13 protein-coding genes are annotated in these 13,230 nt (G+C 32.6%); 1 reads left to right on the forward strand and 12 read right to left on the reverse strand.

Annotated elements, in window-relative coordinates:
* Positions 1-256: 256 nt before the first annotated feature.
* Together KA856_RS09020 and KA856_RS09025 are read right to left on the reverse strand one after the other, a co-directional pair.
* The gene (locus tag KA856_RS09020; RefSeq protein ID WP_154409316.1) at positions 257-418 is read right to left on the reverse strand and encodes a hypothetical protein; all 162 of its coding nucleotides are present in this window, start codon (positions 416-418) and stop codon (positions 257-259) included.
* Between the two features lie 377 nt (positions 419-795).
* A complete protein-coding gene (locus tag KA856_RS09025; protein ID WP_210138642.1) occupies positions 796-1,308 on the reverse strand; it encodes a DUF4064 domain-containing protein in 513 nt (170 codons plus the stop codon).
* Positions 1,309-1,545: 237 nt separating this feature from the next.
* On the opposite strand from KA856_RS09025, the gene KA856_RS09030 reads away from it, so the two are divergent.
* Positions 1,546-2,871, forward strand: a complete 1,326-nt coding sequence (locus tag KA856_RS09030) for an Nramp family divalent metal transporter (RefSeq protein WP_107386109.1) — start codon at positions 1,546-1,548, stop codon at positions 2,869-2,871.
* A gap of 240 nt (positions 2,872-3,111) precedes the next feature.
* Here the strand turns inward: KA856_RS09030 and auxB are convergent, their stop codons facing one another.
* The 10 genes from auxB to KA856_RS09080 all read right to left on the reverse strand — a co-directional run bounded on the left by auxB (position 3,112) and on the right by KA856_RS09080 (position 13,227).
* Positions 3,112-4,305 (reverse strand): lipoteichoic acid stability factor AuxB, encoded by a 1,194-nt coding sequence (gene auxB, locus KA856_RS09035; protein ID WP_107384408.1) that lies wholly within the window; start codon positions 4,303-4,305, stop codon positions 3,112-3,114.
* A 74-nt stretch (positions 4,306-4,379) separates the two neighbouring features.
* Positions 4,380-5,453: an ABC transporter substrate-binding protein gene (locus KA856_RS09040; protein ID WP_181187528.1), complete on the reverse strand. Its 1,074-nt coding sequence runs from the start codon at positions 5,451-5,453 to the stop codon at positions 4,380-4,382.
* The gene (locus KA856_RS09045) at positions 5,453-6,262 is read right to left on the reverse strand and encodes an ABC transporter permease (protein WP_107384410.1); all 810 of its coding nucleotides are present in this window, start codon (positions 6,260-6,262) and stop codon (positions 5,453-5,455) included. The genes KA856_RS09040 and KA856_RS09045 overlap by 1 nt, the downstream gene beginning before the upstream one ends.
* A 5-nt stretch (positions 6,263-6,267) precedes the next feature.
* Positions 6,268-7,071, reverse strand: coding sequence for an ABC transporter permease (locus KA856_RS09050; RefSeq protein WP_107384411.1), 804 nt, complete (start codon positions 7,069-7,071; stop codon positions 6,268-6,270).
* A complete protein-coding gene (locus KA856_RS09055) occupies positions 7,064-8,158 on the reverse strand; it encodes an ABC transporter ATP-binding protein (RefSeq protein ID WP_210138643.1) in 1,095 nt (364 codons plus the stop codon). Before KA856_RS09055 ends, KA856_RS09050 begins: the two co-directional genes overlap by 8 nt.
* Positions 8,159-8,169: 11 nt before the next feature.
* Entirely contained in the window at positions 8,170-8,709 is a 540-nt protein-coding gene (locus tag KA856_RS09060) for a helix-turn-helix domain-containing protein (RefSeq protein WP_107384413.1), read from the reverse strand.
* 164 nt (positions 8,710-8,873) lie between these two features.
* A complete protein-coding gene (locus KA856_RS09065; RefSeq protein ID WP_019467844.1) occupies positions 8,874-9,152 on the reverse strand; it encodes a UPF0223 family protein in 279 nt (92 codons plus the stop codon).
* Between the two features lie 240 nt (positions 9,153-9,392).
* Positions 9,393-10,799, reverse strand: a complete 1,407-nt coding sequence (gene lpdA, locus KA856_RS09070) for a dihydrolipoyl dehydrogenase (protein ID WP_019467845.1) — start codon at positions 10,797-10,799, stop codon at positions 9,393-9,395.
* Positions 10,800-10,802: 3 nt separating this feature from the next.
* Complete coding sequence (locus KA856_RS09075; RefSeq protein WP_210129405.1) at positions 10,803-12,104, reverse strand: dihydrolipoamide acetyltransferase family protein; 1,302 nt, start codon at positions 12,102-12,104, stop codon at positions 10,803-10,805.
* 145 nt (positions 12,105-12,249) lie between these two features.
* Positions 12,250-13,227: an alpha-ketoacid dehydrogenase subunit beta gene (locus KA856_RS09080; protein ID WP_107384415.1), complete on the reverse strand. Its 978-nt coding sequence runs from the start codon at positions 13,225-13,227 to the stop codon at positions 12,250-12,252.
* Between the last annotated feature and the right edge of the window lie 3 nt (positions 13,228-13,230).

A 13,230-nucleotide genomic window follows, 5' to 3' on the forward strand; every position in this document is an offset into this window, starting at 1 on the left:
TTAGACTTGAAAGTAGACAAACCCTTCGCAAATTAATGCGAAGGGTTTGTTTATTTTCTAATTATATCGTTTTTTCAAATAGGACTTTTCCCCTTGAACTAATCTTTATTCTTTAATTTCATTATTTAATTCTTATTGAAAATAGAGTGTGTCCTTCTCAGCTAATTCAGTTGTATACTTATTCTTATTTGCATTTGCTTTAATATGCGTAGCATCAATAAATAAAGATGAGTAATCTATTAAATTGTTTTGATAGCTATTTCTTATATTTTCTCAAATATTTGTCTTCGACAAGTTCATATATAAAATTTAAATCTAATATCGCATCGACTTTACGTAATAAATGACTATTAGCGACTAAGTCAAAGATAGAAATCATTTCATATTGATCTCTTTTATCAATTGATTTATTCAACATAATAAACACCACCACTGCTTAATTTATATATATTATAATATTGGCAGTGATTTATACCGACTCCTGCGGGAATAGCACTAGCCGAAGACTACAGGCTAAGGTAGTGCCCGCGGAAAGCGTGCATAAAAAACTGCCAACAAAGCCGGGGACTTTGTCGCCGTTTTACGTTTATAAAAATACATTAGCATGTTGTGATATCTTTCTTATTATTAATATGCTCAAAAAAAGAATGGTATTTTAAACCCTGAATCTGTATTCTATATAAAATCAAAAATTATACTAACAACTAAACTGCTAACATAGTTAATACTTTGTTAGCAGTTAGCATATATTTTCAGTTTTTATAGATCATTAATTGGTAAGTCTTTTCACATAACTTAATAAATATAAGAATCCTCATCTTTTTTCTTTTTTAATTCTTGTTCTGGGTTCATATCACTCTTTTGTCGTTGACCAATATCTTTGGCATCTTCACTAATGTCATTTTGTTGTATTTGATTATGATATTGTGGTTGGCCTTTGTCTTTTTTCACCAATAGCATAATTCCAGCAATAATCCAAAGTATTAACGCAATAAAATTACCAGTAAAAATACTAATTAAAGCCGCTGCAATTAAAAGGCAACCAGCTAAAATTCTGTTTCCTTTAATTGTAAATACGCCACAGAATCCTAGAATCGTCGCGAATAATAAAAATCCACCTTGCATTAATATTGAAGCTTTAAGCGCATCTGCCGATATTGACATACCTTGTTGTTCATATATTTGATTTAATGCTTCCTTGGATTCGGGAAAATTCAATAAAATTAGTCCCAAAATCATGAGTATTAAAAATAATAAACTAAGACCGTTTGCAATCCAAGCAAGGATTTTTTCTGCTTTCCGATTCATCATTTTTCCTCCTATTCATTCATTATCACTATCATAGCAAATTTAACAAAATTACAAAATTACAAAGTGTTATTTTCTATATTTCAAAATATTAATTTACTAATTAAAAAATAAAAACAGTAAAACTTTATCTAAGTAATTACCTGTTATTAGGTTGACCTAATATTTTTTTTGGAGCAACCTATAAAAAGTTAGTTAGAAGTATAGGAGGTATCATTATTGGCTAATAATATAAAAATGCATAATAAAAGTTTAGAAGAAATCAACAATACGGTTTCTATTAATAGTAATGGTAAATTTAGTCAAAAGTTATTATCTTATTTAGGTCCAGGGTTATTAGTAGCAGTTGGTTACATGGATCCAGGAAATTGGATTACTTCAATGCAAGGTGGTGCACAATTTGGATACATTTTGCTATTCGTAATTTTACTCTCTAGTTTATCTGCAATGTTACTGCAAAGTATGACGGTAAGATTAGGAATAGCGACAGGTATGGATTTAGCACAAGCTACAAAATATTACTTAAACAAACCATTAGCTTTTGTTTTTTGGATAATTGCTGAATTAGCAATTATTGCAACTGATATCGCAGAAGTTATCGGGAGTGCGATAGCATTAGATTTATTGTTTGGCATTCCACTACTTGTCGGTGCACTTATCACGGTATTGGACGTATTTTTATTACTCTTTATCATGCGCTTTGGATTCCGAAAAATTGAGGCGATTGTAGGTACGTTAATTTTTACAGTACTTGTGATCTTTATATTTGAGGTGTTTATTGCCTCACCTCATGTTAATGAGGTTTTAACTGGTTTTGTACCAAGCAAAGAAATAATAACGAATAACAGCGCATTGTTTATTGCTCTAGGGATTATTGGGGCTACGATTATGCCACACAATCTATATCTACACTCTTCAATTGTTCAATCAAGAATGTATGATAGAAATAGTTTAAAATCAAAAGCACATGCAATTAAATATGCTACGATGGATTCTAATATTCAACTTTCAATTGCATTTATCATTAATTGCTTATTACTCGTTTTAGGTGCAGCTTTATTTTATGGTGTTAATACTGATCAATTGGGTGGTTTCTACGATTTATATCACGCTTTACAAAATCAACCTGTATTAGGAGCTTCTATGGGTGCAATTATGAGTACTTTATTCGCAGTTGCTTTATTGGCATCAGGCCAAAATTCTACAATTACTGGTACGATGGCTGGTCAAATTGTAATGGAAGGTTTTTTGCATCTTAAAATTCCAAACTGGTTACGTAGACTTGTTACGCGTCTACTTGCAATTTTACCTATCATATTCTGTATCATTATTTTCAAAAGTGATGAAGCAAAAATTGAACAATTGCTAGTGTTCTCACAAGTGTTTTTAAGTTTAGCTTTACCGTTCTCATTAATACCTTTACAACTGGCTACAAATAATCTTTATTTAATGGGACAATTTAAAAACAGAACCTGGATTAATACTATTTCATGGCTATTAATCATTATTTTAAGCATATTAAATGTATACTTAATATTAGAAACATTTAAAGAGCTCATGTAGACATATTACTGAAACTCAAATATTTACAGAGAAACAAAATTGACGATTTCTTTGCGAAATTGCGATTTTGTAATATGCTGACGCCCGGGGAAATGATATGAGCGAGAGACTACAGGCTCTAGCCATATCCCCAGGCAAGCATGCACGATCAAAATCGTAAGATTTTAAATATAAAGAGGACCAATCCATATTAAGGATTGGCCCTCTTATTTTGCGTATAGGATAGAGAAAATAAAATCTTTATTTTTCTTTATCTGAATCTACTGCTTCATTTTGTTTAGTTTTACTTGATTGACTTTTTTCTTCATCAATCTCTGATGATTCAGCAGTTTGACTTGTGATTTTCTTTCGTTCTTCAAAGTTCATTCTTCGCTGACTAACTGCACTTGGTTGTTGTTTACGTTTTTCTTTTTCACGCTGTTTACGTGCTTTCTTTTCTTGCTTAATTCTAGCTTTTTCTTCGGCTTTTTCTTGCTTCAATCTAGCAGTTTCCTCAGCCTTTTCTTGCTTGATTCGCTGTTGTTCTTCATAAGCTTCTTGTTGAAGTTGTTGTTCTTTTTCAAAAGCTTCTTGTCTTTGTCTAGCTTCTATTTCAGATTCTTCACTATCGATATTTGAGTCCTCTTGTTCATTTTGAAGATTTTCATCAAAATCATTTGGCTGCTTTCTTGATTTATAATTGTATTTAGCCTGTCGAGATAATACTTGAGGTTCTTCCTCTTTTGAATTAATATCCGAATTTACTTTGTCTGCAATTTCGGAACTGTACCCACCTCTTCTTAATTGTTGTTCTTGGTTTGATGGTTGTTCTAAGTCAGAAGTATCTTGTTGTACATTATATTGAGGGTTTGGTTCAGATTTTGGCTCAGGTCTCGGTTCAGGTTTTGGCTCAGATTTTGGTTCTGCTTCTCTTTCTTGACCATAGTCATTATAACTACCTTGATAACCACCAGAATAATAAGCTGGTATCATTTCTACTTTATCTTTGCGTGCAAACATCATAATTGCAACTATTAAAAATAGAATCGGTATAATGAGTGGTACAAATAATAGAACTAAAGGTAAAGTGACGATGGTAGCTATTAAAAATAAAAATCCAGATAATATTCTAATATTCATTGAAATTAACGCTAAAAATGATATTAATAAACAAACAATGAAATATACAATAACTGCCCATATACCATTTTGTAACCAAATAACAAATTGAATCGTATTTAATCCATTATTCGCCAATATTTGCTGAATAAAATCATTACCATTTAACGACGTTTCTAAATTTTGAATAGAACTTTCACTACTAAAAGAAACTAATGCAATAAACATTGTGATGATTGTTAGTAATAGTAAGAATATCCAGCTCAACCAACCCAATACCTTTTCTGCTAGTCGACTCACTGGACGCCTAACTTGAGTATATTGTTCTCCTGACATTTCTATACAACTCCTTATACTACTTATCAAACTATTATATCGAATAAACGATAAAATAACTACTATACTACGCTTTAATTTAGCGACATTTTAAAATTTAAAAAGCGTTCATTATATTCACTAAGTGTATCTTTACCTAAATCTTTATAGACTTCTAAACGTGCTTGTGTACGCTTTGAAGGATAAAAACGTTCATCATCTTTGATGTCTTTTGGTAATTGTGCTCTTGCAGCCTTATTAGGTGTTGCATAAGCTACCCACTCCGTATTTTGTTTACTATTCTGTGCATCTAACATAAAATTGATAAACTTATGTGCGCCTGCTTTATTTTGAGCTGTCTTTGGAATTACCATGTTATCAAACCATAAGTTTGATCCTTCTTTTGGAACGACGTAATCAAAATCACTATTATTTTGCACAATTGGCGCTGCTATACCACTCCACACAACCGCAATATTAGCTTCGTGTTGTTCAAGCATCATAGTTATTTCATCACCGACAACACCTTTAATATTAGGACTTATTTGTTTTAAATCTTGTTCAACTTCTGCTAAATGTTTTGATTGCTTATCATTTAAACTGTAGCCTAATTTGTTTAAACTTAAACCCATAACTTCTCTTGCTCCGTCTACTAATAAAATATCATTTTGATATTTTTGATTATATAAACTTTCCCACGAATCAAAGTTATCTTGTGAATATACATTTTTATTATATAAAATACCTACTGTACCAAAAAAGTATGGCACTGAATAATGATTTTTCCTATCAAATGACATGTTCATATAATCTTTATCTAAATTTTTCATATTTGGTATTTTCTCATGATTTAAAGGTAATAACAAACCTTCCTTTTTCATTTTTTCTATCGTATATTCACTTGGAAAAGCAACATCATAATTTGTACCACCATTACGTATTTTTGCCTCCATAGCTTCGTTTGAATCGAATGTTTCGTACACAACTTCAATACCAGTTTCTTTTTGAAATTTTTTTACTAAACTCGGATCAATATATTCTCCCCAGTTATACACATAAATTTTTTCACCTGAAGCAGAATGCTCTTTTTCAGTGAGTTTTTGGCTTACCAATAAACATAGTAGTCCAACGAAAATTGAAAGCACGATTAATTGTAAAAATCGTTTCATTATTGTGTCACCTGCTTCAATGCTTTATTTCGTTTGATAAGTTTTTGTATCAAATAATAACCAAGAATACCTATTATGATCGTTATAAAAAGTATTGTCGATATCGCGTTAATTTCCATACTTATACCTTTTCTAGCCATAGCATAAACTTCTACTGATAATACACTAAATCCATTTCCTGTAACGAAAAAACTAACTGTAAAATCATCCAAAGAATAGGTTAGTGCCATAAAAAAACCGCCAAGTATTGCAGGAAACAAATGGGGTAACATCACTTTATTTAAAACTTGTAATTCACTGGCACCTAAATCTCTAGCAGCATCTAAAGTATGCTCATTCATTTCATATAACTTAGGTAACACAATAATCACTACAATTGGAATGCAAAAAGCAATATGTGAAATTAATACAGTGATAAAACCAAGCCCTAAACCTGTAAAATGACCTATTGCCGTAAACATAATCAAAAATGATGCACCAATAACTACATCGGAAGAAACCATTAGCACATTATTTAAAGTGAGTAACGAAATTTTTAATTTTTTGTTTCTTAAATGATATAAAGCAATGGCCCCCATTGTTCCAATTACCGTTGCAATTGCAGCAGCTAATAATGCCACCGCAATCGTATTAAAAATAACTGCTAATAATCTGTCATTGTTAAATAAGGATAGATAGTGCGCTAATGTAAAATGCTCAAAGTGAATCATATTACCTGCTGAATTAAATGAATAAAACATTAAAAACAGTATAGGGATATACAACACTGCAATTAATATACCGATATATAGTTTGCCATACCATTTCATATGATTCACCCTTTTCCATTTGTAGATTTTTTATTTGTAATGATTAGGACAAAAGCCATGAAGAGAATGAGAAACAACGCAATAGTTGAACCCATCCCATAGTTTTGAATTACAAGAAATTGTTCCTCAATCGCCGTTCCAATATTAATGACTTTATTACCAGCAATTAACCTTGTGATCATAAACAAAGAAAGCGCAGGAATAAATGTAACTTGCACCCCTGTTAATACGCCACGTTTAGTCAAAGGCATAATTACTTTTTTAAATGTCATTAGTCTACTAGCGCCTAAATCACTTGAGGCTTGTAATAAATTATTTGGTATGTCCTTCATATTATTAAAAATTGGTAAAATCATAAATGGTATATAAATATAACTGGCTACAATTATAAAGGCAGGACCTGTAAATAAAAGTTCCGCTTTAGGTAAATGCAAACTATATAATATTCGGTTGATAATACCATCATGACTGAACAAGCCAATAAATGCATAGGTCTTTAGAAGTAAATTAATCCAAGTGGGTATAATTAATACCAATAACCATAAATTCTGATATTTTGCTGTACGAATAAAGTATGCTGCTGGATAACTAATAAGCAACGTAGTCATCGTAATTAACACAGCGTACAATATAGAGTCCCATATCATCAAAAAATACTTTGGTGTCAGCATTTGTTTATAATTATCTAAACTAAAATGACCATGTATATCAATCATTGAGAAATAAATTAGCAAAATGACTGGCACAACGATAAATAAAACCATCCATAAGATATATGGTATAAATAAAAATCTGTTTATTTTACGCATTATCATTAACCTCATAGCTATTAATACGTTCATCAAACTCTGCTTCGGTTTCGCCCGGCACCATAATATGAATCGCTTCTGGTTCAAAAAACAAACCTACTTTGCTACCTACTTCAGTTTTCTTTGTAGAATGCACCATCCACTCATAACCTTTTCTATCTACACAATTGATTTCATAGTGTACACCTCTAAATAACATGGAATCAACAGTCACTTCAAATAATCCTTCGTTGGGGTTTACTAACGCAATGTCTTCTGGTCTGATTACGACTTCAACTTGTTGTTGACTAGGAATTCCCATATCGACACACTTAAATGCTTGGTCGTAAATATTAACAACATAATCTTTGACCATTGTACCTTTCAAAATATTAGATTCTCCAATAAAATCAGCAACAAAACGATTTACTGGTTCATCATAAATATCAGTGGGTGTACCAAATTGTTGTATTTTCCCATCTTTCATAACAAATATATAATCACTCAGTGCCAATGCTTCTTCTTGATCATGAGTCACAAAAATAAAAGTAATACCTAATCTAGATTGAATCTCTCTTAATTCATATTGCATTTCAGTTCTTAATTTTAAATCTAATGCCGATAATGATTCATCTAAAAGTAAAATCTCAGGTTCATTTACGATAGCACGCGCAATCGCAATTCGTTGCTTTTGTCCACCACTCATGCCATCTATCATTCTATTTTCAAAACCAGTTAATTTCACTAATTTCAAAGCTTCTTGCACTTTAGCTTTAATTACTTCCTCATTTAATTTTTTTATTTTTAATCCAAATGCGATATTATCAAATACAGTCAAATGCGGAAATAAAGCATAATCTTGAAAAACAGTATTTACTTTTCTCTTATTAGCAGGAACTTGATTAATCGATTTTCCTTGATAAACGATTTGTCCATGATCAACTTGTTCAAAGCCTGCAATCAATTTCAGAATTGTAGTTTTCCCACAACCAGAAGGGCCTAATAATGTGTAAAAATGTCCAGACTCAATATTCAAATCTATATTATCTAATATTTGTGTTCCATCATAAGCTTTACTTACTGATTGGAATGTCAATAAAGGGTTCATGTATTGTCCTCCTATAAATATGATGCTGTAGCAACAACCAGAACTTTCACATCCTGTGACGTAAGGTTCTTTAATCTATGTATTTGGTTTGCTTTAAAATATAACGCATCCCCTTCTTCAGCGTGATAATAATCACTTCCTAATAAAAGCGAAACTTCACCTTGTAGACAATATATAAATGTATCGGAATCTGATGGATCAAAACTTTTATATGACGCATTAGGTTTTAAAGTAAGTATTAATGGTTCCATTTCAAAGTTATTCGATTGTGTGATTGGCCAGTTTAGTAAATATCCTTTATCAGATTCATCATAATGAATTTGTTCATTTTTCTTATATAACACCTTAGTATTTGCTGAATCGTAAAAAAATTCACGAGGGGTAGTACCTAATACTTCTAAAATATTAAAAAAAGTTTCCATGCTTGGCGAGGCATGTTCACTTTCAATTTGAGAAACATATCCTTTAGATAAATTTGTACGCTCTGCCAGCTCACCTTGAGTGAGTTGCTTAATATTTCTAAGATTCTTTAATTTTTTTCCAATCTTCATTCTGTCACCTTATTTTATAATTTCTTATTTTGCACATTAAAGGAACAATAGTTAACCAAAACGTGAGCATTATTTATACAAAAAAACTATATTTTGTTTACTTTTATCAAACATTTTGTTTAGTGCTTAATAAAAATATCAAAATATAGCTAAGATGACAATAGTTAAATTTGTTTTGAACTAAAATATTTTTGATTTGACGCATCTTTGACTGATTTTACTACTTTGTAACTATTGTAGCCGCTTTGTTTTTCAAATTCTTTAAATATTTGCTTTTCTTGAGCTTTACCTGGAACTATTTTTTTAAATTGATTGTAACGTTCTAACAGTACTTTACCTTCAACTTTTGATTCATAGTATTTTTCAATAGCATTAAAAAAAGCAACCACTTGCATCATTTCTTCATTTGTCCATTCAAGATCAATCGGATATGAATATTCCATATACTTATCCTCCCTTTAATTAACAAATAGTTACCAAAATTTTAAAAGATGTAAAAAAAGAGCGGGACAGAAATCAAAATATAATAAATTGATTCCTTATTCCCGCCCCTATATATTTGTTGTAAGCTTTAAACATTTATACAATGATTTGAAAACACTAGAACAGTAATATCGTTCATTACTTCCATAACCATTTAAGATAAAACATCTAAAGTGTAACTATTTATACTTATTAATTTATTACATTGTATGAATTGGTAATCCTAAAGCTTTTTCAGCAGCTTCCATAGACATTTCACCTAATGTTGGGTGAGCATGTACAGTTAATGCTAAATCTTCAGCATTCATACCAGCTTCTATTGCTAAGCCTAATTCAGAGATAATGTCAGAAGCACCAGTACCAACTACTTGTGCACCAACTAGTGTATTATCTTCTTTAAGTGTTAACAATTTAACGAAACCAGTTGTGTCATCTAATGATAATGCACGACCGTTTGCTGCGTAAGGGAATTTAGAAGCTGTAACTTCTAATCCTTCTTCTTTCGCTTGCGCTTCAGTGTAACCTACTTGTGCTAGTTCTGGTTCTGTGAAACATACAGCAGGCATACCAATGTAATCCACTTCTGATGCTTCTCCAGAAATAACCTCAGCAGCTACTTTTGCTTCATAGCTCGCTTTATGAGCTAATGGTAGCCCAGGAACGATATCACCAATTGCAAAAATGTTGTCGATAGAAGTACGGCTTTGTTTGTCTACTTCTAATAATCCACGATCTGCGAATTTAAGACCTAATTCTTCTAAGCCCAATTCATCAGTGTTTGGACGACGACCAACAGTAACTAATACATAATCAGCATCAATCGTTTGTTCTTCACCTTTAACTTCATAAGTTACTTTAACACCGTTATCTGTTTCTTCAGCAGATTTAGCCATTGCTTCAGTAACAATTTCAACGCCTTTTTCTTTCATGCCTTTTTTAACAGGTTGTGTCATTTGTTTTTCGAAGCCGCCTAAGATATCTTTAGCACCTTCTAAAATCGTAACTTCTGAACCAAAGTTTGCAAATGCAGTACCTAGTTCTGAACCGATATAACCGCCACCAACTACTACTAATTTACCAGGAACTTCTTGTAAATTTAAAGCACCAGTTGAATCAATAACACGGTTACCGAATTCGAAATTAGGAATTTCAATTGGTCTTGAACCAGTTGCAATGATTGCATGTTTGAAGTTATAAGTTTGAGCACTCTTCTCGTCCATAACACGTAAACTATTGTTATCTACGAAATAAGCTTCACCTTTAACGATTTCTACTTTATTTCCTTTTAATAATCCTTCAACACCACCTGTTAATTTCTTAACAACTGATTGTTTGAATTCTTGAACTTTGTCAAATTTAAGTGAAACACTTTCAGCAATAACACCTAAATTTTCAGAGTTTTTAGTTTCATCATAACGGTGAGATGCGTGTAATAATGCTTTTGATGGAATACATCCAACGTTAAGACATACACCGCCTAATTCGCCTTTTTCAACGATTGTTACTTTTTGACCTAATTGTGCTGCACGAATTGCTGCAACATATCCTCCAGGTCCTGCTCCGATTACAATAGTATCTGTTTCAATTGGGAAATCTCCAACTACCATGTTTTACCCCTCCATTAATAATAATTCTGGATTATTTAATAAACGCTTGATATGGTTCATTGCATTTTGTCCAGTAGCACCATCGATTTGTCTATGGTCAAAGCTTAATGATAATGATAATACTGGTGCAGCTACAATTTCTCCGTCTTTAACGATAGGTTTTTGAGCGATACGACCAATACCTAAGATAGCTACTTCTGGGTGATTTATAACTGGTGTGAACCATTGTCCACCTGCTGATCCAATATTACTAATAGTACAAGTAGCACCTTTCATTTCATCTGAAGTTAATTTGCCATCGCGTGCTTTTACAGCTAAATCATTAATTTCATCTGAAATTTGGAACATAGATTTACGGTCAGCATGTTTGACAACAGGTACTAATAAACCTCTGTCTGTATCAGCTGCAATACCAATATTCCAATAATGTTTGTGTACAATTTCTCCAGCTTCTTCATTAAATTCTGTGTTTAGTGCTGGATATTTCTTAAGTGCAGAAACAAGAGCTTTCACTACATAAGGTAGGAATGTTAATTTAGTACCTTGCTCAGCCGCAACTTCTTTGAATTTTTTACGATGATCCCATAATTCTTGAACATCAATTTCATCCATTAAAGTTACGTGAGGTGCAGTGTGTTTAGAATTAACCATTGCTTTTGCGATTGCTTTACGCATAGCAGGGATTTTTTCTGTTGTTTCTGGGAATTCACCTTCACTAGAAACTGGCGCTGATTGTGCTGTTCTCGCAGAAGTTTCTTCTGCAGTTTCACTTGCACTTTCAGTTGAAGCTGCACTTGTATCTCCATTTAAGTATGCATCAATATCTTCTTTAGTTGTACGTCCATTTTTACCTGAAGCTACAACTGCTTTAATGTTCACGCCATTTTCACGTGCATATTTACGCACTGAAGGCATAGCTTTAACACGTTTATTTTCATCTACATCTTCATCAGCTGATGATTGTGTAGTTGCCGCTGCTTCAGAACTTTCTTCTTTAGCAGGTTCTGCTTCAGCTTCATCTGTAGATTCACTGCTATCGCTACCTTTAAATTCCATATCTTCTGCATCAGGCGCGTCAATTTTAACAATTGTATCTCCGACAACAGCAACTGTACCTTCATCTACAAGTACTTCTTCCACTGTACCTGACACAGGTGATGGAATTTCTACTACAGATTTGTCATTTTGGACTTCAGCTAAAACATCATCTTCTTCGATAGTATCTCCAGCTTTAACAAACCATTTTACAATTTCACCTTCGTGGATACCTTCACCAATATCGGGTAATTTAAATTCAAATGCCACGTTATTATCCTCCTAAAAATTCATATTTAGTCAAAAATTAGAAAATGAGAACGAAACTTATGATTCGCAATCTCATGCTGTTTTATTATTAATCAATGAAGTTGGGATAACATTTTAAAAGCTATCCCAAACTTATTAATATTTATTAGAATTCTAATGTTGCTTTTGCTTTTTCAACGATATCGTTTTTGTTTGGTAACCAAACATTTTCAGCTTGAGTAAACGGATAAACGGTATCAGCAGCAGCTACACGAGCAATTGGTGCTTCTAATGACAGAATTGCGCGCTCTGCTAATTCTGAAGCAACTGTAGCTCCAACACCAGCTTGACGTTGTGCTTCTTGAACTACGACTGCACGTCCAGTTTTTTCTACTGAAGCAACTAACGTTTCTAAGTCGATTGGTTGTACCGTACGTAAATCAATAACTTCCACTGAATGACCATCTTTTTCTAATTCTTCAGCAGCTTTTAATGATTCTTGTACCATGGCACCATAAGCGATTAATGTAATATCATTACCTTCTTGTTTGACACTCGCTTTGCCGATTTCAATTGTATACTCTTCATCAGGCACTTCTTCACGGAAAGAACGATACAATTTCATGTGCTCTAAATATACAACTGGGTCGTTACTTCTAATTGCAGAAATTAATAATCCTTTTGCATCATAAGGACTAGATGGGATGACTACATTCAATCCTGGTGATTGAGCTAAGATACCTTCTAAATTATCTGCGTGTAATTCAGGTGTGTGTACACCACCACCAAATGGGGCGCGGATAGTTACTGGTGCTTGTTTTGAGTTACCAGAACGGAAACGTGTACGCGCAATTTGACCTGCAACAGAGTCAAATACTTCAAATACGAATCCTAAGAATTGGATTTCCATAACTGGACGGTAACCTTGTGTAGTTAAGCCTAGAGCTAAGCCACCAATTCCAGATTCTGCTAAAGGTGTATCAAATACTCGGTCTTCACCGAATTCTTTTTGTAATCCTTCAGTTACACGGAATACACCACCGTTAACACCGACGTCTTCACCGAAAAGTAAGACATTTTCATCATTTTGTAATTCGGTTTTAAGCGCATTATTAATCGCTTGAACCATTGTCATTTGTGCCATCGG

This window comes from Staphylococcus sp. GDB9P120P (assembly GCF_017893435.1).
Taxonomy (GTDB): domain Bacteria; phylum Bacillota; class Bacilli; order Staphylococcales; family Staphylococcaceae; genus Staphylococcus; species Staphylococcus cohnii.

Excerpts from the sequence above, each read along its gene's own strand:
- KA856_RS09030 (WP_107386109.1), top strand. The coding sequence starts at position 1,546 with ATGCATAATAAAAGTTTAGAAGAAATCAACAATACGGTTTCTATTAAT.
- KA856_RS09050 (WP_107384411.1), bottom strand. The coding sequence starts at position 7,071 with ATGCGTAAAATAAACAGATTTTTATTTATACCATATATCTTATGGATG.
- KA856_RS09080 (WP_107384415.1), bottom strand. The coding sequence starts at position 13,227 with ATGGCACAAATGACAATGGTTCAAGCGATTAATAATGCGCTTAAAACC.
- KA856_RS09065 (WP_019467844.1), bottom strand. The coding sequence starts at position 9,152 with ATGGAATATTCATATCCGATTGATCTTGAATGGACAAATGAAGAAATG.
- KA856_RS09045 (WP_107384410.1), bottom strand. The coding sequence starts at position 6,262 with ATGAAATGGTATGGCAAACTATATATCGGTATATTAATTGCAGTGTTG.
- auxB (WP_107384408.1), bottom strand. The coding sequence starts at position 4,305 with ATGTCAGGAGAACAATATACTCAAGTTAGGCGTCCAGTGAGTCGACTA.
- KA856_RS09060 (WP_107384413.1), bottom strand. The coding sequence starts at position 8,709 with ATGAAGATTGGAAAAAAATTAAAGAATCTTAGAAATATTAAGCAACTC.
- KA856_RS09025 (WP_210138642.1), bottom strand. The coding sequence starts at position 1,308 with ATGAATCGGAAAGCAGAAAAAATCCTTGCTTGGATTGCAAACGGTCTT.
- lpdA (WP_019467845.1), bottom strand. The coding sequence starts at position 10,799 with ATGGTAGTTGGAGATTTCCCAATTGAAACAGATACTATTGTAATCGGA.
- KA856_RS09020 (WP_154409316.1), bottom strand. The coding sequence starts at position 418 with ATGTTGAATAAATCAATTGATAAAAGAGATCAATATGAAATGATTTCT.
- KA856_RS09055 (WP_210138643.1), bottom strand. The coding sequence starts at position 8,158 with ATGAACCCTTTATTGACATTCCAATCAGTAAGTAAAGCTTATGATGGA.
- KA856_RS09040 (WP_181187528.1), bottom strand. The coding sequence starts at position 5,453 with ATGAAACGATTTTTACAATTAATCGTGCTTTCAATTTTCGTTGGACTA.